General features: G+C 72.3%; 16 protein-coding genes and 1 pseudogene. 3 read left to right on the top strand and 14 right to left on the bottom strand.

Annotation, left to right across the window (positions count from 1 at the left end):
* Window positions 1-196 precede the first annotated feature (196 nt).
* Window positions 197-1,051 carry a DUF2231 domain-containing protein gene (locus ABZU74_RS01795; protein WP_355417171.1) on the top strand — a complete coding sequence of 285 codons (855 nt, stop codon included), beginning with the start codon at window positions 197-199 and terminating at the stop codon, window positions 1,049-1,051.
* A gap of 858 nt (window positions 1,052-1,909) precedes the next feature.
* Here ABZU74_RS01795 and ABZU74_RS01790 read toward each other — a convergent pair.
* The 12 genes and pseudogenes from ABZU74_RS01790 to ABZU74_RS01735 form a co-directional block, all read right to left on the bottom strand.
* A pseudogene (locus ABZU74_RS01790) lies at window positions 1,910-2,944 on the bottom strand (LysM domain-containing protein); the annotation flags it as partial.
* Between the two features lie 14 nt (window positions 2,945-2,958).
* Window positions 2,959-3,408 carry a pilus assembly protein TadG-related protein gene (locus ABZU74_RS01785; protein ID WP_355417168.1) on the bottom strand — a complete coding sequence of 150 codons (450 nt, stop codon included), beginning with the start codon at window positions 3,406-3,408 and terminating at the stop codon, window positions 2,959-2,961.
* The gene (locus ABZU74_RS01780; protein ID WP_355417165.1) at window positions 3,405-3,875 is read right to left on the bottom strand and encodes a TadE/TadG family type IV pilus assembly protein; all 471 of its coding nucleotides are present in this window, start codon (window positions 3,873-3,875) and stop codon (window positions 3,405-3,407) included. Before ABZU74_RS01780 ends, ABZU74_RS01785 begins: the two co-directional genes overlap by 4 nt.
* The gene (locus ABZU74_RS01775) at window positions 3,872-4,222 is read right to left on the bottom strand and encodes a TadE family protein (protein WP_355418214.1); all 351 of its coding nucleotides are present in this window, start codon (window positions 4,220-4,222) and stop codon (window positions 3,872-3,874) included. The genes ABZU74_RS01780 and ABZU74_RS01775 overlap by 4 nt, the downstream gene beginning before the upstream one ends.
* Before the next feature lie 98 nt (window positions 4,223-4,320).
* Complete coding sequence (locus tag ABZU74_RS01770; RefSeq protein ID WP_030332273.1) at window positions 4,321-4,524, bottom strand: hypothetical protein; 204 nt, start codon at window positions 4,522-4,524, stop codon at window positions 4,321-4,323.
* 25 nt (window positions 4,525-4,549) lie between these two features.
* The gene (locus ABZU74_RS01765; RefSeq protein WP_355418211.1) at window positions 4,550-5,419 is read right to left on the bottom strand and encodes a type II secretion system F family protein; all 870 of its coding nucleotides are present in this window, start codon (window positions 5,417-5,419) and stop codon (window positions 4,550-4,552) included.
* 46 nt (window positions 5,420-5,465) lie between these two features.
* Entirely contained in the window at window positions 5,466-6,368 is a 903-nt protein-coding gene (locus ABZU74_RS01760) for a type II secretion system F family protein (protein ID WP_355417162.1), read from the bottom strand.
* A gap of 4 nt (window positions 6,369-6,372) precedes the next feature.
* Window positions 6,373-7,914, bottom strand: coding sequence for an ATPase, T2SS/T4P/T4SS family (locus ABZU74_RS01755; RefSeq protein ID WP_355417159.1), 1,542 nt, complete (start codon window positions 7,912-7,914; stop codon window positions 6,373-6,375).
* Entirely contained in the window at window positions 7,904-8,704 is an 801-nt protein-coding gene (locus tag ABZU74_RS01750; protein ID WP_355417156.1) for a ParA family protein, read from the bottom strand. Before ABZU74_RS01750 ends, ABZU74_RS01755 begins: the two co-directional genes overlap by 11 nt.
* Before the next feature lie 2 nt (window positions 8,705-8,706).
* The gene (locus tag ABZU74_RS01745) at window positions 8,707-9,366 is read right to left on the bottom strand and encodes an SAF domain-containing protein (protein ID WP_355417153.1); all 660 of its coding nucleotides are present in this window, start codon (window positions 9,364-9,366) and stop codon (window positions 8,707-8,709) included.
* The gene (locus ABZU74_RS01740; RefSeq protein ID WP_355417150.1) at window positions 9,363-10,289 is read right to left on the bottom strand and encodes a hypothetical protein; all 927 of its coding nucleotides are present in this window, start codon (window positions 10,287-10,289) and stop codon (window positions 9,363-9,365) included. The genes ABZU74_RS01745 and ABZU74_RS01740 overlap by 4 nt, the downstream gene beginning before the upstream one ends.
* On the bottom strand, window positions 10,283-10,849 hold the full coding sequence (locus ABZU74_RS01735) for a hypothetical protein (protein WP_355417147.1): 567 nt from the start codon (window positions 10,847-10,849) through the stop codon (window positions 10,283-10,285). The genes ABZU74_RS01740 and ABZU74_RS01735 overlap by 7 nt, the downstream gene beginning before the upstream one ends.
* A 771-nt stretch (window positions 10,850-11,620) precedes the next feature.
* Between ABZU74_RS01735 and ABZU74_RS01730 the strand changes: the two genes are divergently transcribed.
* Window positions 11,621-12,298 (top strand): A24 family peptidase, encoded by a 678-nt coding sequence (locus ABZU74_RS01730; RefSeq protein ID WP_355418208.1) that lies wholly within the window; start codon window positions 11,621-11,623, stop codon window positions 12,296-12,298.
* A gap of 148 nt (window positions 12,299-12,446) precedes the next feature.
* Here ABZU74_RS01730 and ABZU74_RS01725 read toward each other — a convergent pair whose 3' ends face one another.
* Window positions 12,447-13,076: a phosphatase PAP2 family protein gene (locus tag ABZU74_RS01725; protein ID WP_355417144.1), complete on the bottom strand. Its 630-nt coding sequence runs from the start codon at window positions 13,074-13,076 to the stop codon at window positions 12,447-12,449.
* Window positions 13,077-13,249: 173 nt separating this feature from the next.
* Between ABZU74_RS01725 and ABZU74_RS01720 the strand changes: the two genes are divergently transcribed.
* A complete protein-coding gene (locus ABZU74_RS01720; RefSeq protein WP_355417141.1) occupies window positions 13,250-15,649 on the top strand; it encodes a glycosyl hydrolase family 65 protein in 2,400 nt (799 codons plus the stop codon).
* Window positions 15,650-15,686: 37 nt separating this feature from the next.
* Here ABZU74_RS01720 and ABZU74_RS01715 read toward each other — a convergent pair whose 3' ends face one another.
* Window positions 15,687-16,151, bottom strand: coding sequence for a hypothetical protein (locus ABZU74_RS01715; RefSeq protein WP_355417138.1), 465 nt, complete (start codon window positions 16,149-16,151; stop codon window positions 15,687-15,689).
* Window positions 16,152-16,229: the final 78 nt, after the last annotated feature.

The following is a 16,229-nucleotide window of genomic DNA, read 5'->3' as shown; positions in this document are numbered from 1 at the left end:
CGCCAGCATGCCCGTCCCGCCCCACCCCCCACAATCCCCGTCGATCTTGCACTTCCGGTTGCCGGTTCGCAGCCTTTGCCCCGAGTTGTCGGAGCAAAGGCTGCGAGATCGGCGGCGTGGACGGTGTGGGGGGCGGTGCGGCAGGTTTGTCGCCGACGGCCGGTTTGCGACGGCGATCGCCGGGAAGTCGGTACTCGTGCGAGCACTTTTGACGAAAGTTGAGCAGGACTCCCGGCTGGACCGCGCGGGTGACCGGCTGCAGAAGATCGTCCTGGGGACGCTGCGGCCGCGCCGGCTGCGCGACCTGCTGCACGGGGTGACCCTCGGGCATCCACTGCACCCGGCGATGGTGCAGGTGCCGGTCGGCGCGTGGATCAGCGCCGCGGTGCTGGACCTCATGCCCGGGCAGCGCCGGCCGGCCACCGTACTTGTCGGTCTGGGCACCGTCAGCGCGCTGCCAGCGGCGGTCGCCGGTCTGAACGACTGGGCGGCGCTCGCCCGGGACCAGCGCCGGGTCGGCCTTGTGCACGCCGCCGCCAACACCGTCGGCTTGACGCTCTACGCCGGCTCGTTGGCCGCTCGGATGTCCGGCCGGCACGGAATGGGCCGTGCCCTCGGCTTCCTCGGGCTCTCCACCGTGAGCCTCGGGGCGTACATCGGGGGTCACCTCGCGTACAAGCAGGGGGCCCAGGTCAACCAGAGCATCTCCGAGCTGCGCCGGATGACCGACGGCTGGCACTCGCTGGCCGACATGGCGACGTTGCCGCAACGCACCCTGATCACCCGGGAAGTGGACGAGGACATCTCGGTGATCCTCTACCGGCACGGCGACGAGGTGACAGTGATGTTGGAGCGCTGCCCGCACCAGAGCGGGCCGCTCGGCGAGGGCGAGGTGCGGGAGATCGACGGCCACGCCTGCGTGGTCTGCCCGTGGCACGGCAGCGCGTTCCGGCTCAACGGTGGCGAGGTCGTGCAGGGGCCGTCCGGCAACGACCAGCAGATCCTGCCCACCCGGATCCAGAACGGCGTGCTTCAGACCCGCGTGCCCTGACCTGCCTGCCTGCTCTGACCCGCTGGCCCTGCCTGCCTGCCGCCCTCACCCACACCGGGCGCCTCGGCGTCGTGGTCTGCCACCCGGCATGGGCGGTCTGCCCCGGCGCTGATGCTCCGCGCCCCGGAGGCATTGCCCCCGCCGCTCCCGCTAGGCCGGCGTGACCAGACAGTCGCGGCCGCGATCGGCGCGACGTGGGGGAACCGGTCCGGCATGGGGTGGCCAGCCGAGTCGCAGGCGTTGCAGCCGGCACACTCCTGCCTGAGTTCGCGCAGCCTCCGCAGGGCGGCGGAGACACCAGGTCGTGCTGGCCGCTCAGGTGCGTCGGTGTCGGCCGACCGGCGGACCGTCCGGGACGGAGTCCAGGCCGTGCCCGCCGTCGAAGAGGTCGCCCTCGCCACCAGCACCGGCCCAGCCGTCGTCACCACTCCAGCCCCCTGCGTCGGCGGTCGCCATTCCGCCACCGGGGGGTGCGGTGCCGCCGGAGAGCGCCATCCCGCTACCCGGGAACGCCGTACTACCGGGGGAAGCCATGCCACTGCCGGCGGGTGCCACCCCGCTACCGGTAGGTGCGATCCCGCTGCCGGCGGGTGCGATCCCGCTGCTGGTAGGCGCCGCCCCACTGCCGGTGGATGTCATTCCGCCGCCGCGAGGTGCGAAGGGTTTCCCGCTCGGTGTCGCGCCACCGTTCGGTGTCGCGGGAGCTTCGATGGCCGCCGCCGCCCGGCTGGCAGCCCACGCGGCGCCGCTCCCGGCCGTGCCGCCACTGGCCCGTCCGCCCGCGCCGCCGCTGCTGCTTCGGCCCGCGCCGCCCCGGGATGTGCGGGAGGAGGCGGCCAGCCGGGGAGCTGCTCCGGCGGTGGCTGGACGGCGGCGCAGCCCCAGGACCGCGCCGATCTGGGCGCCGACGATGCTCGCCACCGCCAGTACGGCGGAGACCGCCAGCGGGCGGTTCACCCGATCGGTGGCACCGGCTCGGGCTGCACCGACTGTCATCGCTGGTGGTTGGCCGGCTGACTCCGTACCGCCAGGTGGTGCCGGGGCCACCCGCGGCGGTGCGGGCCGCTCGGGCGCCGGCCGGGGCGCGGGTGGCTTCGGCGCGGCGGGCCGGTCGACGAGCCGGCCGGTGGCGTGCTGCCGGGCCCCCTGGTCGGCGGCCTCCATGGGCAGTCGGAGTAGTTGGCCGGGGCGGATCCGGTCCGGGTCGTCGAGCTTGTTCAGCTTGGCGAGCTGTCGGTAGTCGCCGAACTTGTCCAGGTACCGCTCGGCCACCTCCCCGAGGTAGTCGCCCCGTGCCACCCGGTACACCGGCGCGGCCTCGTCGTTCGCCGCCGAGCCACCGGGTGCGGCGAGGCCGGTCCCGGCCATGCCAAGCAGCCCGCCCCGGGCCACCGGCGCGGCCGTGTCCGGCGTCGTCGTCGCGCGGGGCGGCGCGGCCACTGTGGTGACGGCCGGCGCGCTCGGACTCGCGTACACCGGAGTTCCGTAGACCGCTGCGGCGCTGGCGGCGGCCGGGCTGGCTACCAGGATCAGCGCGACCGAGCCGACCAGCGCGGCGGCGGCCTTCTGCTGGCGGCCCATCCCGGGCAGCTTCGGCGCCGGCCGGCGCAGGGTCTGTGCACCCAACTCGACGAGCACCGAGAAGGCGAACGTGGCCCAGCCGAACCAACCGGCCACGGCCAGCGCCCGCAGGAAGAGCTGACCGTCGTCCCGGCTGGTCAGCGCGGTGCCCACCTCGTTGATCGTGGGAAGGTGATCGGGCAGCGGGTTACCGGCGAAGGCGAGCAGCGCGATCGGCGCGCCGACCAGCAGCACCAGGAGCACTGCCAGCGCGCCGATGCCGGTGAGGATCCGTCCGGTCCGCCGTACGACGGACCCACCCGAAACGGGCATGGCTGCCTACCTTCCTACGGTGTTGCGGTGATGGCACGCGCGGTCGCCTCGCCGGTGACGGTGACCGCCTTGTCCTGGACGAACGGTCCGAGCATGGAGCGCTGGTAGGTGATGGAGACGGTCACCCGGATCAGGATTTCCCCGTCGACCTCCGGGAAGCTCACGGTGTGGCTGGCGGTGTCCACTTCATCCAGGTAGTTGGCGACCGCCTTGCGGGCCTCCGGCTCGTCGAGCCGCTTCGGCCCGCCCTCGATGGCGGTGGCCCGGTCGATGGCCTGACCGCCGGCCCGGGCCGCCTCGGCGGCCAGGTTCTGGGCACGTTGCAGAGTGCGGAGCTGCCCGGCGCCGTCGAAGGAGAGGCCGATGATGGCCAGTACGCCGACCATCGTCACCGCGAGGAAGATGCTCACCCGGCCGTGCTCACCTGCCGGCGAGGACCTGACCGCCGACGTGGTGGCCGTCATTGCCGCCCCCGGTAGCGGTCAAGTGGGGAGGTGAACTCGGCGGTGATCTCCCGTTTACTCTTCATGCCGGGCAGGATGTCGAGGGTGATGTCCTGGAAGGACACCACGCAGCTGATCGTCACCGTCACCGTGGCGTCCGTACCGACCGAGCTGCTGAAGGCGTCGTCGAAGCTGGAAGAGTCACTGCCGGCCACCGAGCCGGTGAACGTCGGGTCCAGGTCGTTGGCGCAGGCCAGGCCGTGCCAGTCCAACTGCTTCCGGGCAGCCTCCAACGCTGCCTTCTCAGCGGTGTCGGAATCCCGGGAGATCGAGGCGGCCCGCGCGGCGTCGTGCGCGGCCGCGTCGAGCGCTTCGGCAGCAACCGCGCTGCGCCCGACCACACCTGCCAGCACCATCAACGCGATGAACGCGGGCGCGAGCACCGCCACCTCGATGGAAACCGAGCCCCGCTCGGCGGTACGGGTCACGGCGGGGTCACCCTCTCCACCGTTCCGTGGGCGGTCTGCCGTATCGCGAAGTCCACACCCGGCACCACCGACAGGGACCTTCCGCTCACGGTGCAGGTCACGTCGGTCGTGGTGGTCACGCAGGTCGGGCCGGCCTTGTCCCAGCCCACCAGCCAGCCGCCGGCGGCTCGCAGGAAGCGGGAGGCGCTCTCCACCCCGGCGCCGTCGTGCGCCTGATACGTCCGCTGCGCGTTGACGCCACTCTGCGCGGCGTTCAACGCGGTGGAGCGGGCGAGGAAGACGGCCGCGACCTGGATCGAGGCGAAGAGCAGCACCAGGATCAGCGGCATCATCACGGCGAGCTCCACCGGGTTGGCACCCCGCTCACTGTCGTCGGCCGCGAGAGGGCGCCGGGCGGCGCTGACCGCCCGGCTCCACCTCGAGTACGTTGCTCGACTCACGCCGGCTACTTCGGGGGCGAGTAGCCCGGGATCTTGGTCATCCAGTCGTTGGCCTTGGTCAGGGCCAACGCGGTGACGGCCATGGCGACGGCGACCAGGCCGGCGATGATCACCGCGGTGGGCACCGGGCTGTCGCCCCGCTCACCGTCGCGGCGCAGCTCGGCCAGGCGCGTCGTCAGCACGACGTGCAGATAGCTGAGGATGGACATCGCGTTCTCCTTCAAGGGGGTGGGGTCAGACACGGGTGATGAACGGGTAGAGGACGAACCCGAGCAGCACGAAGACGAGCAGCGCGCCCGGGATGTCGAGCTTGCTGGTCACCCCCTCGGCGCGGGTGAGGTTGTCGGTGCGGATCTGGTCGCGCAGCGAGTCGGCCCGGCTGCGCAGCGTCTCGTGCACCTGCGCGCCCTCGCTGCCGGACGAGCGCATGATCGCGCCGACGTCACCCAACTCCGGAATGCCGACCTTGTCGGCGAGGTCGCGGAGTTCGTCCCAGGGCGCGTGCATCTGCATCTGGGCGATCCGCAGCGACTCCTGGAGCCGGTCGAACACCCAACCGTCGCAGACCGCCGCCGCCCGCTCCAGCGACTGCACCGGCCCGTGCGCCGCCGAGAGCTGCAACGCCACCAGGTCGAGGTAGGTGCAGACGGCCTGGCGAAACTCGTCGCGGGCGGCATCCGCCTTGGTCAGCACGGACTGGTGCGCCAGCAGGCCGCCCAGCAGCGCCAGGCCCAGGCTGCCGAGCACCGGCACGACAAGCGGGAACGAGACGCCGAGCGCCCACAGCGTCACCCCGAGCAGGGTCGGCGTGGCCAGCCCGATCAGCGCGGAGAGCAGCACCGACAGCGCGTACTGCTCGGGCGTCTGACCGATCAGGGCCAGCTGCCGCTGCGGCGGTCGCAGCCAGCGGGACAACCCGGTCAGCGAGTCAAGTCGCCGGGACGCGGGCGTGGCGACCCGGCCGACGCCTGGTGGCTGGTGCAGTCGGCGCAGCGCCGGCCCGAGCGCCGGTGTCGCCGGCGCCAGCTCCCGGACCACCAGGAACACACCCAGACCGATCCCGGCGCCACCGCAGACCGCGACGGCCAACTGCCAGTTCAGGATCACGGGAGCCGCCTTCCGTTCGCGACCGCCGGGCTCCGCTGGGCGCTCACGCGATCACCTCGTTGGGGTCGGGCGCCGGCAGGAACCGGGCCGGCCGTTGCGGCTGGCTCATCGACCGCACCCAGGCCAGCAGGCCGATGAAGGCGGTGCCGAGGACGGCCATCACCAGCTGACCCACCGGTGTGCCGTACGGCCTGATGTACTCGGTGTTGATCAGCCCGTATGCGAGGGTCGCCAGCGTCATCCCGGTGAGGAAGCGGACCGCGAACCGGGGCTGGGTGCGCTTGGCTTCGATCTCCCGCCGGGTGGCCACCTCCGCGGACGCCGCGCCGGCGATCGAACCGAGCACGTCACCCAGCCGCTCACCCCGGTCCGACAGGTGCAGGATCAGCGCCGCGACCACCTGGTCGCAGACCGGGTCGGCGATCTCGTCGGCGAAGGCCAGCAGCGCGGAGCGGGCCAGCCAGCCGGCCTGGAGGCGGGCGGCGAGCAGCCGTACCTCGTCCTCGACGCCGGGTGGCACGCTGCCGATCGTTCCGATGATCGCCTGTTGGAGCCCCTGCCCGGTGCCGGAGACGTCCTTGAGTCGGCGGGTCCACTCGCCGACCGCCTCGATCCGGGCGATCGCCCGCTGTTCGGCCTTGCCCACCCCGAACAGCCACGGGGTGCCGGGCACCGCCACCGCCACCAGCAGGCCCACCACCGGCAGCCCGGTCAACAGGAACGCCAACGCGCCGGCGACCAGCGCGGCGGCCAACAGCGCCTGGTAGGCCCGGTGCTCGGCCGGAGTGCTGCCCGGCCCACGCCACAGCCGGCTCAGCCCCGGCCCGCTGCCCGGGCGCGGCCCGGGCGGTCGGCGGGTGCCGACCAGCGCGACCACGGCCAGCAGCAACCCGGCCACACAGGCGGCCCCGGAGACCACCGCGATCAACTCCAGGCTGCCGAGCATCAGGTCACCGCCGGGCCAGTCGGGTCTGCCGAGGCCGACGCCAGGCACCGGCACCGGCCTCGACCCACCGGGTCAGCAGCCGCGCGTCGTAACCCACCCGCAGCAACTGGTCGCGGACCCGCTCCGGCAGGTGCCGGGGGACCGCTCGACCGTCCGGGCCGGGCCCGAAGACCGTGGTGGTGGTGATCCGACCGGCTTCGCCGGCCCCGATCACCTCCTCCACATGGGAGACGAACCTGTGTTTCCGCCCGCCGATCGCGGTCTCGTCCTCGATGGTGACGTAGACGATCAGGTCGAGCGCGTTGCCGGCCATCCGGCGGGCCTGGTCGACAGTCATCTCGCGGCCGTGCGCCAAGGCCAGCTCGACGATCCGTTCACTCACCCCGGCGGCGGTGCGGGCGTGGATGGTGCACATCGACCCCCGGCTGGTGGTCATCGCCTGGAGCATCGGCACGATCTCCCTGGACCGCACCTCGCCCACGATGATCCGCAGGACGCCCATCCGCAGCGACAGCGGGATCAGGTCGGCGATGGTCACCTCACCGGCCGGGCGGCCGTCGAAGCCGCGTTCGCCGTGGCCCTCCCGGGCCTCGAAGCTCATCACCGCCCGGTGCCGCTCCCGGCGGCGGGCGGGGAGCAGCTCGCGGCTCTCCTCCAACAGCACGTACGGCTCGTCGGGCGGGATCTCGTTCATCAGCGCCCGGATGACAGTTGTCTTTCCGGCGCCGGCCAACCCGGCGACCATGATGTTCAGACCGGCGCGCATCGCCGCGCGGAGGAAGTCGCGCAGCAGCGGGTCGATCATCTCGTCCAGGTCGCCCCGGGCGCCCGCGAGGTCGTCGAGGCTCACATCCAGGGTGTTGTGCTTGCGGATCACCGCGTACGGGCGGTGGCTGACCAGGAACACTGCGGCCAGCCGGCTGCCGTCGGGCAGTTGCAGGTCGAGGGTGGGCTTCACGGTGGACAGCGACCGCTCGGTCGCGCCCGCCCGGCGGGCCGCCGCCTGGAGGATCTCCACCAGTTCGGCGTCGCTGTCGGCGATCGGCTCGGCCCAGTCCACCCCACCGCCGTGCCGGGTGATGCGTACCTGGTCGCAGCCGAGGATGTGCACCTCCTCGATGGTGTCGTCGACTAGCAGGGTCTGTAGTCGGCCCAGCCCGACCAGCTCGGCGGTCACCTGGTCGAGCAGCAGGCGTTCGTCGCCGGCGGCCATCGGCGTGCCGGCCCGGCGCACCGAGTCCGCGTACGCGGCGACCACAGTGACGGCGAGTCGGGCCCGCTCGGTGTCCTCCTCGTCGACTGTGAACTCCCGGCCGCGCTGCCAGAGGGTGAGCCGTTCGGTGAGTTCCCGGCGCAGCTCCCGGACCACCTGGAAGTCCATCCGGGGTCGGGGCGGCGTCTCCGGCGGCGGGGTGGCCGCGGGCGTCGGCTGCGGCTGCGTTCCGGACTGGTGGTGCCGGCCGTTCGGTACGGCCAGGGGTGGAGCGGTGGAGGTCGCGCCCGGCGGCTGTTGGCGTGGGTCGGTGGAGACCGGCTCAAACCGCATCCGGCACCCCCTGCTGCACGGGCCACGCCAATCGGGCCCGCCGCCGCTCCAGGAGCGCCCCGATCGGGACCTCCAGCGCGGACGCCGCGCGCATCAGCGGCCGTCCGGCCCGCACGGTCCCGCCCAGGGCGAGCACCCCGGCGGTACGCGGGTCGTGCGGCAACCGTGCGATGACCGGCAGTTTCAGGGCGCGGCTGATCTCGGCCCGCCCGTGCCCGTCGCCGACCAGCAGCAGCCGCAGGGTGCCCGGGGGCACCCGGTGCTCGGCGAAGTCCCGTTCGATGGCGGTGACCACCGCGCGGGTGCCGGAGAGGTCCGGCAGGTGCGCCCGGGTCACCAACAGCACCACCGAGGCGGCCCGCAGCACCGGCCACGGTGGCCCGGTCACGTGCAGCCGGCCGCAGTCGACAAGCACGTCGTAGCCGGGGGTGCCGCGGTCGAGGGCGTCGAAGTAGTCGGCGAAGCGCTGCCAGAGCGGGGTGACGCTGCCGCTCTGGGCCGGGTCGACGAGGCCGGGCAGCAGCAGCCGTTCCCGGCGGGGTGCGTCCAGGTCGACCAGCTGGGACCAGAACGCGGTCTCCAGGTTGCCGTCGCGCAACTCGCCGACGGCCAACTCTCCGATGCCGCGCGGGCCGTCCAGTTGGCCGCCGAGGTATCCGGCGAGGATCGAGCCGCCGGCCGGATCACACTCGGCGATCACCAGCCGCCGGTGCCAGGCCAGCGCGCAGGCCAGCGCCGAGGTGGTGACGCCGGGTGAACCCTTCGCGGACACCAGCGCGATGATCGCCATGCTCAGGCCGCCTCGGTCAGCACGACGGCGAGCCGTTCCTGTGCGGCGAGCGCCACCACGGCGGGCACGTCACGGCTGAGTAGCGCCAGGTAGAGGACCTTGTCGTCGTTGCCCGGGCTGACCATGTCGATGACTGTGGCCGCGAACCGGGTGCTGGCGGCGGCAGCGTCTCCGTCGGCGTCGTTGTCCGGAGTGCTGACCAGCAGGACCTTGTCACCGGGGTGCAGTTCGCGGGCCGGCACCTGGGCGGTCTTCAGGCCGAGTGCGATCTGCTGCTGGCCGGGGCCGAGCAGCGGGTCGTCGGTGACCTGTCCCAGGGTGAGCAGGGTGCCCGGCAGCAGCGCGACAGCGGCCCGTTTGCCGACCACCTCGTCGAGCCGGGCGGCGGGCACCGGGCGCAAACCCTGGCCGCCGGCTACCTGCACGGTGACCAGGTCGGCGGCGCTGATCTCGCGGCCCACCTCCACCGGTCGGGCCACCGCCAGGTAGCTGCCGGTGGCCCGGACGGAGGTGACAGCGAACGCCGCGCCCAGCCCACCCAGGGCGATCAGGAGGACGGCGAGACCGAGCAGCCCGGGACGGACCCGGCGCTGTCGGACCACAGTGGGCGGGTTGACGGGCGCGTCCACCGACGGGGTCCCGTTGCGCGTCGCGAGGCTCATCTGGTGACCACCTGGAGTTCGTTGATCTGGATCGGAACGATGCCGCTGCTTCGGGTCACCAGGATTTGTCCGCTCTCGCCACCGCCACTCCAGGTCACCGTCCAGTAGGTGGTCGCGGTGACGTTGTACGTGCCGGCCTTCTGGTAGCCCTTGTCGTAGCCGCAGTCCGGGGAGGTCTCTCCCGCCCGATCGCCTGTCGGCTCGTACTTGGTGCCTTCGTCCGGGCAGGGGACCTTGTCCCCGTTGCCCATGTCCCAGATGATCTCGGTGACCGCCGCCGTGATGTCGACTCGCAGGCCCCGGTCGGTTGCGTCGGCGTGGATCGGGCCGAAGTAGTTCGGGTTCTTCTCGGACCACATCCACACTGGCAGGCCAACCAGGCCGGGGCCGACGCGCTTGCGGGGCGCGACGCCCAGCGGGGCCGGCAGCAGCTTGATCGAGGCGAGGGCGCGCCGGGCCAGCTCCTCCGGGTTGGGCGGTGCGCCGAAGCCGGCCGGCGGATCGTCCAGCAGCACCTCGGTCTGGGCGCCCAGGTCGCCGCCGTTGCACGTCTTCACGTACCACTGCTGGCCCTCGGGGGCCTCGGGCTGCGGTTGTTCCAGCTTGTAGTAGCAGCCGTCGCCGCTGTTGAACCAGCCCAGGTCCTCGTCATAGCAGGGGATGGTCCGCCCGTTCCACTGGCACGTGCCGCTGCCACCACCGTCGTCGCCGTCATCCCCACCGTCGTTCCCGCCGCTGCCGGGATCACCCGGGTTGCCGGGCTCGTCGTCCCAGACGCTGCAGTCGGGTTGGTCGGGTGGGCAGCCGGCCCCCGGGTCGGCCCGTCGAGCGGCGGTGGCCGGCACTGTCGCGCCGACCACAAGCAGGAGCGCGAGACCGATTCCGGCGAGCGCCCGTCGGGTTGTCGCGGCCTGGCTCAGCACGGCTGGTCCCGGTGCGTCGCGCCGTAGTTGATCAACCAGCGGCCGTCCGGATACAGGGTCGCGGTGGCGGTGGAGAGGTGCCGGCCGCCGCCGCTGCCCGGGACCGGACGTTTGTCCCTGGCGTAGACCAGCCGGTAGCCGGTCGTGTCCAGACAGTCCTGGATCTCCACCCTGGCTGGCTTCGCGTCCAGGCTGACGGCGGTCACGGTCGGGTCGGACTTCAACGTCCCGGTACGCATAGCGCCGTGCTCCTTAGCCTCGCGAATGGACACCCGGACCCGAGTCAGCAGTGGATCAGCGAGAAATCGGGACAGTTCCGGCGCGCGCGGATCACTGCGTTGGCCCGCCTTCCGGGAGGCCGTGAGATAACCGGAATACGCGTCAAGTGCCGCCTTTTCGGCGGCGCGCCGTTCGACGTCGGGATCGATGCGTTGTTCGTCGTCGCGGGCTGCCGTCGGTCGTTCGACCGTTTCCCGTCCGCTGGCGCAGGCGGTGACCGGCATCGCCGCCACGGCTGCCAGCAGGCAGATTGCCGCTCGTCTGAGCTGCCGTCCGCGCACCGTCGAGCCTCCTCGTGGTCGCCCGGGGCGGTGACGGGTGCACCGCCGTCGGGCATGCGGAAGCGCGTCCGGATCAGCACATCCGGAGCCGTTCATTGCGCTTCTGCATTCACCGTTACGGATCTTTTACGAATTCGGGGGTCCTGGTCGTCCGATGGTGAAGGTGAGGCTTGCGTCACACCCAAGGGGCGAGCATAGGCTGACGCTCGCCGATGCAACAGAGGCAATTCAAGTGAACACTCTGCGTGATGACAGGTGGTGGTGGCGGGTGTCCACACTGCACCCCGAGCAATGGTCGAGCGAACTGTCGTTGTTGATGGGGCGGCACCGGGTCGGATGGGCCCATCGGGGTCTCGCCGGCTGTCGCGGGAGTAGGACATCGCGGCCACATCCCGGCATTCGAACGGTGTTGTCGGCCGATCCGCGGGCCGTCCGGTCAGCCCCGGTGGTCGTCGACAGCACCCCCGTAGGCTCAGGCCGGCAGGTCGCTTTCTGCGCCATCCGCTACACCAGAGCGAGGGCTCGATCACGATCCGTGTTCAGCATCGCGGGGGAGCGTTTGGCCGCAATGGCTGTGACATGGCGCTGACCGGCCCCCCAGCGGCCGTCCCCGGTCGGGAAGACCCGCCCGATCGGAGCCCGGCACCCCCGCCGTCCGGCGGTATGAAGGAACCCGCCCCTCCGCCGCGCGAGCGGCCAGCGGGGCTCGTCTCGGCGGTGGCACGCACCCGGGTTTCGACGGTGTTCGCGATCCTCGCGATCAGCCCGCTGATGCGGATGGCCGCGCTGCGCTACGCCGTACCCCCGGGCCTGCCCAGTCGGACCGGCTGCGACGCCTGCGGCGCGCCGGTCGGCCTGACCCGGCCCTGGCCGGCGCTGGGCCCGGCAGCCCGGTGCGGTAGCTGCCGTGGCCGGGTCGGCCCGCCGCCGGGCGCGGTCGAACTGGTCGTGCTCGCGGCGGCGGTGCTGCTGGCGGTCGCCGGTCCGCGCGGCGGGGCGTTGCCGGCGCTGGGCTGGTGGCTCGCCTGGACGATCCCGGCGATCCTCGTCGACCTGGCCGTGCACCGGTTGCCGGACCGGCTCACCCTGCCCGCGGCGGCCGGGACCTGGCTGCTGCTCGGCGTGGCCGCGCTGGACGCCGACCCGGGTCACTGGCTGCGGGCCGTCATCGGCGGCGCGGGGCTGGCACTCTTCTTCGCCAGCACCGCGGTCCTGCTCGGCCGGCGGGGCTTCGGGCTGGGCGACGCCAAGCTGGCGCTCAGCGTCGGCGCGCTGCTCGGCTGGTACGGCTGGCCGGTGCTGGCGTTCGGGCTGCTGCTCACCTTCGGGCTCTCCGCGCTGGTGAGTCTGGGCCTGCTGGCCAGCCGCCGCGCCAGCTGGAGCACCCACCTGCCGTTCGGCCCGTTCCTGCTGCTCGGCACGACGGCTGCGCTTCTGCTGGCGACCTGACCCGCCGGCGGGCGGTCACCCACTCTCAAGATCGCGCTCGATCCAGGATCTAGTGGTGTCCATCGCAATGGAGGCCACTACAACCAGGATCGAGCGCGATCTTGACGGCGGGCGGCGGGCGGCGGACGGCGGACGGGTACGTCGGTGGTCAGGGGCGGGAGCGGCTGGCCAGTTTGGGGGCCGGGCTGTCGGGGCGGTTGGCCCGGCGGCGGAGCACCTCGCTGGTCGGGCGGGCCAGCAACGGGGTGAACACCACTGCGACCAGGGCACCGAACAGCACGCCCGCGATCACGTCGTGCGGGTAGTGCACGCCCACGAAGACCCGGGAGAAGGCGGCGAGCGCGGCCAGGGGCAGCGCGACCAGGCCGAGTCGGCGGGCGAGCAGCAACGTGGTGACCGCCAGCGCACCGGCCACTGTGGCGTGGTTGCTGGGGAACGACCAGTCGCCCGGGGGTGGGCAGGCACCCGCGATGATCTCCCGGCCGATGTTCCGGCAGGGGCGGTCCTCGTCCACCACGGTCTTGAAGAGCTCACTGCCCGCGTACGCCAGGAGGGCCGGCACCGGCGCGATCAGGGCGAGTGCCCGGTCGTGCGGGCCGCCGGACCGGCGGCTCAGCGCGGCCATCAGCAGCAGCGCGCCGAGCAGCAGGATCACCCCCTCGGTGGCGTGTCCGATGAACCACTGCACCGGCTCTGGGCTGCCGGCGGCGGCGTCGACGACGTCGCTGTACCACTCGGCGCTGATCTCCGGAACGTCCATGCTGCCGTTGTCGAGCATGCATCACCTCACTTCACGTTCATACCCTGTTCACCTGGGGGACACCCTAGGAACGGGCCAGAGGGCACCGCTCCTGTCGAAGGTCGATGAGTCTGCACGACCTTCGCCCAGGATTCGCACAGCCAACCCTGGTTGGCTGTTGCAGGACGACGTCGGCATCCGCAGGAGGTTTCGTGCAGACCGGTTCGGCCACCGATCAACCGCAGTCCACCGCCGCGACGGCGGACGACGAGACCTGGCGGATCCGGCGGACGGAGGCCGACCTGAACCGGCTCGGCGAGACCGAGTCGATCTTCGCGTTGGGCAACGGGTGGATCGGCTGGCGCGGGGTGCTCGACGAGGGTGCCCCGTGCGGGATGCCGGGCAGTTACGTCAGTGGCTTCCACGAACGGCGCGAGCTGAGCTATCCCGAGGAGGGGTACGCGTTCCCGTCGGCCAGCGACACAGTCATCAGCGCACCGAACGCCGCACTGATCCGGCTCTGGGTCGACGACGAGCCGCTGGATCTCCGGACCGGCACGCTACGCAGCCACGAACGGGTGCTCGACCTGCGGACCGGCGTGCTGCGCCGGGAGACCGAGTGGGTGTCACCGGCCGGTCGGGGCGTACGCGTCCGCAGCACCCGGTTGGTGTCCCTGCCGCGTCGCCCGGCGGCCGCCGTCCAATACGAGGTCGAGCCGTTGGACACCACCGTCGAGCTGCGGGTCTGCTCCGATCTGCTGTCCAACGAGAAGGTGCCGGAGCGTTCGGACGATCCCCGGGCCGCCTCGGCGCCCACCGACCCGCTGACCGCCGAGACGTACCGTGCGACCGGCCTCGACGGCGTGCTGGTGCACCGCACCGAGCGCAGCGGCCAGCGCGTCGCGGTCGCGGTCAGTCACCTGGTGGAGGGTCCGGGCACGGTGACCACGACTGGTGACTGCACCCCGGACCGGGTACGGCTGACCGTCACAGGTCGCCTGCGCCCGGGGGAGCAACTGCGGCTGACGAAGTTCGCCGCCTACGAGTGGGCGGCGGTCGACGCGACGCCCGCCGACGAGTTGGCCGCCCTGGTCGCCGCCGAGGCGGACGCGGCCCGCGCGGACGGCTTCGACGCCCTGCTCACCGACCAGCGGGCCGCCCTGGACGCGGCCTGGCAGGTCGCCGACGTGCAACTCGACGGTGATCCGGAGCTCCAGCAGGCCGTTCGGTTCGCGATGTTCCACCTGATCCAGGCCGGTCGTCCGGACTCCGACCGGACCATCTCGGCCAAGGGGTTGACCGGCAACGGCTACGACGGGCACGTTCTCTGGGACACCGAGAGTTACGTCCTGCCGGTGCTCACCTATCTGGCCCCGGCCGTGGCCCGCTCGGCGCTGAGGTGGCGGCACGCCCACCTTCCCGAGGCGCGGGAGCGGGCCGCCGAGCTGCGGTTGACCGGCGCGACCTTTCCGTGGCGCACCATCGGCGGCCGGGAAAGCTCCGGCTACTGGCCGGCGGGCACCGCCGCGCTGCACGTCAACGCCGACATCGCCGACGCGGTGCTGCGTTACCTGGCGGCCACCGACGACAAACGGTTCCTGGCCGAGGCGGGGCTGGAACTGCTGGTGGAGACCGCCCGGCTCTGGCACGGCTTCGGCCACTTCTCCGGCGACGGCGGCTTCCACCTGCACGGGGTGACCGGCCCGGACGAGTACGCCGCGCTTGTCGACGACAACGTCTTCACCAACCTGATGGCGAAGCGCAATCTGCTCGGCGCGGCGAATGCTGCCGAGGGGCATCCTGAGCTGGCCGGCCGGCTCGGCGTGGCCCGCGACGAGGTGGCCGGCTGGCGGGCCGCCGCCGACGCGATGGCCGTCCCGTACGACAGTGAGCGCGGGGTGCACCAGCAGGCAGCCGGCTTCACCGACCAACCCGAGTGGGACTTTCCGAACACCGGCGACGACGACTACCCGCTGCTGCTGCACTTTCCGTACCTGGAGCTGTACCGCAAGCAGGTGGTGAAGCAGGCCGACCTGGTGCTGGCCATGCAGCTCTGCCCCGGGGAGTTCACCGCCGACGAGAAGGCCCGCAACCTGGCCTACTACCAGGCCCGCACGGTCCGCGACTCGTCGTTGTCGGCGGCACCCCAGGCCGTGCTGGCCGCCGAGGTCGGGCACCTGGATCTGGCGTACGACCTGTTCGCCGAGTCGGTCCTGCAGGACCTGGCCGACCTGGGTGACAAGACCGCCGACGGGCTGCACCTGGCCTCGCTGGCCGGCGCGTGGTTGGCGCTGGTGCAGGGCTTCGGCGGGCTGCGCGACGACCGGAGGGTGCTCTCCTTCGATCCCCGGCTGCCGCGACGGATCGACCGGCTGGCGTTCAGCCTGCGCTGGCGTGGCCACCGGCTGCGGGTCACGTTGACTCCGGCAGAGGCCCGCTACGAGCTGCCCGACGCCGCCGGCGATGCCGAGGTTGAGCTGTGGCACCACGGTGAGTCGCTGCTGGTCACCGGCGCCGACCCGGTCACCCGGCCGATGCCGCCGGTGCCCGATCCCGGCCCGGAGCTGCCCTCCCCGCCCGGCCGCCGCCCCACCCGCCGCTCGGCCGACTGAGCCGCTGCGACCGGCTCAGGTTGGCGCGGGCTCCAGCTCAGGTCGGCACGGGACCGCCGGCCATCCGTTCCCGGACGGCCTCCAGCGCCTCGAAGGCGTACGCCCAGTTGTGGCACTTGAAGCTGCGCAGACCGTCGATCGCGGTGTGACAGTCGGAGCAGCGCACCCCGGCGATGGCATCCGGGATCTCGGTGTTGACGTACTTGCGCTCGCCCAGGATGACCGTGGCGATCATGGTCTTGTCGTGCAGGCCGGAGAGCGCCGACGAGACGATGTCGTACCAGGTGACCCGCCGGCGGCACTTCGGGCAGTCGGGTTCGTCGCCGCTGACCCAGAGCGGAGCGCCGATGCTGCGTGCCGGCATGCCGAGCAGTTTCTCCAGCCGCCGGACATCCGACTCGGGGGTGGTCCAGCGGTGTCGGCCGGGCAGTGATGCGGGCGAGTCGTACACGGCGCGGAACAGGTCGTGGTCGACCTGCACGGTTTCGCGCTGAGCGGTCATCGGCGTCCCTCCTCGTTGAGTCGGTGCCCCCACCGTGGTCAGCGGTGACCATGGGCGCAGCCGGATCAACGACACGAG

The sequence above is a fragment of the Micromonospora sp. NPDC005171 genome, assembly GCF_040608575.1.
Classification (GTDB): Bacteria; Actinomycetota; Actinomycetes; order Mycobacteriales; family Micromonosporaceae; genus Micromonospora.
Note: the sequence above shows the minus strand (reverse complement) of the source record. Positions and strands in the feature narration are given on the sequence as shown.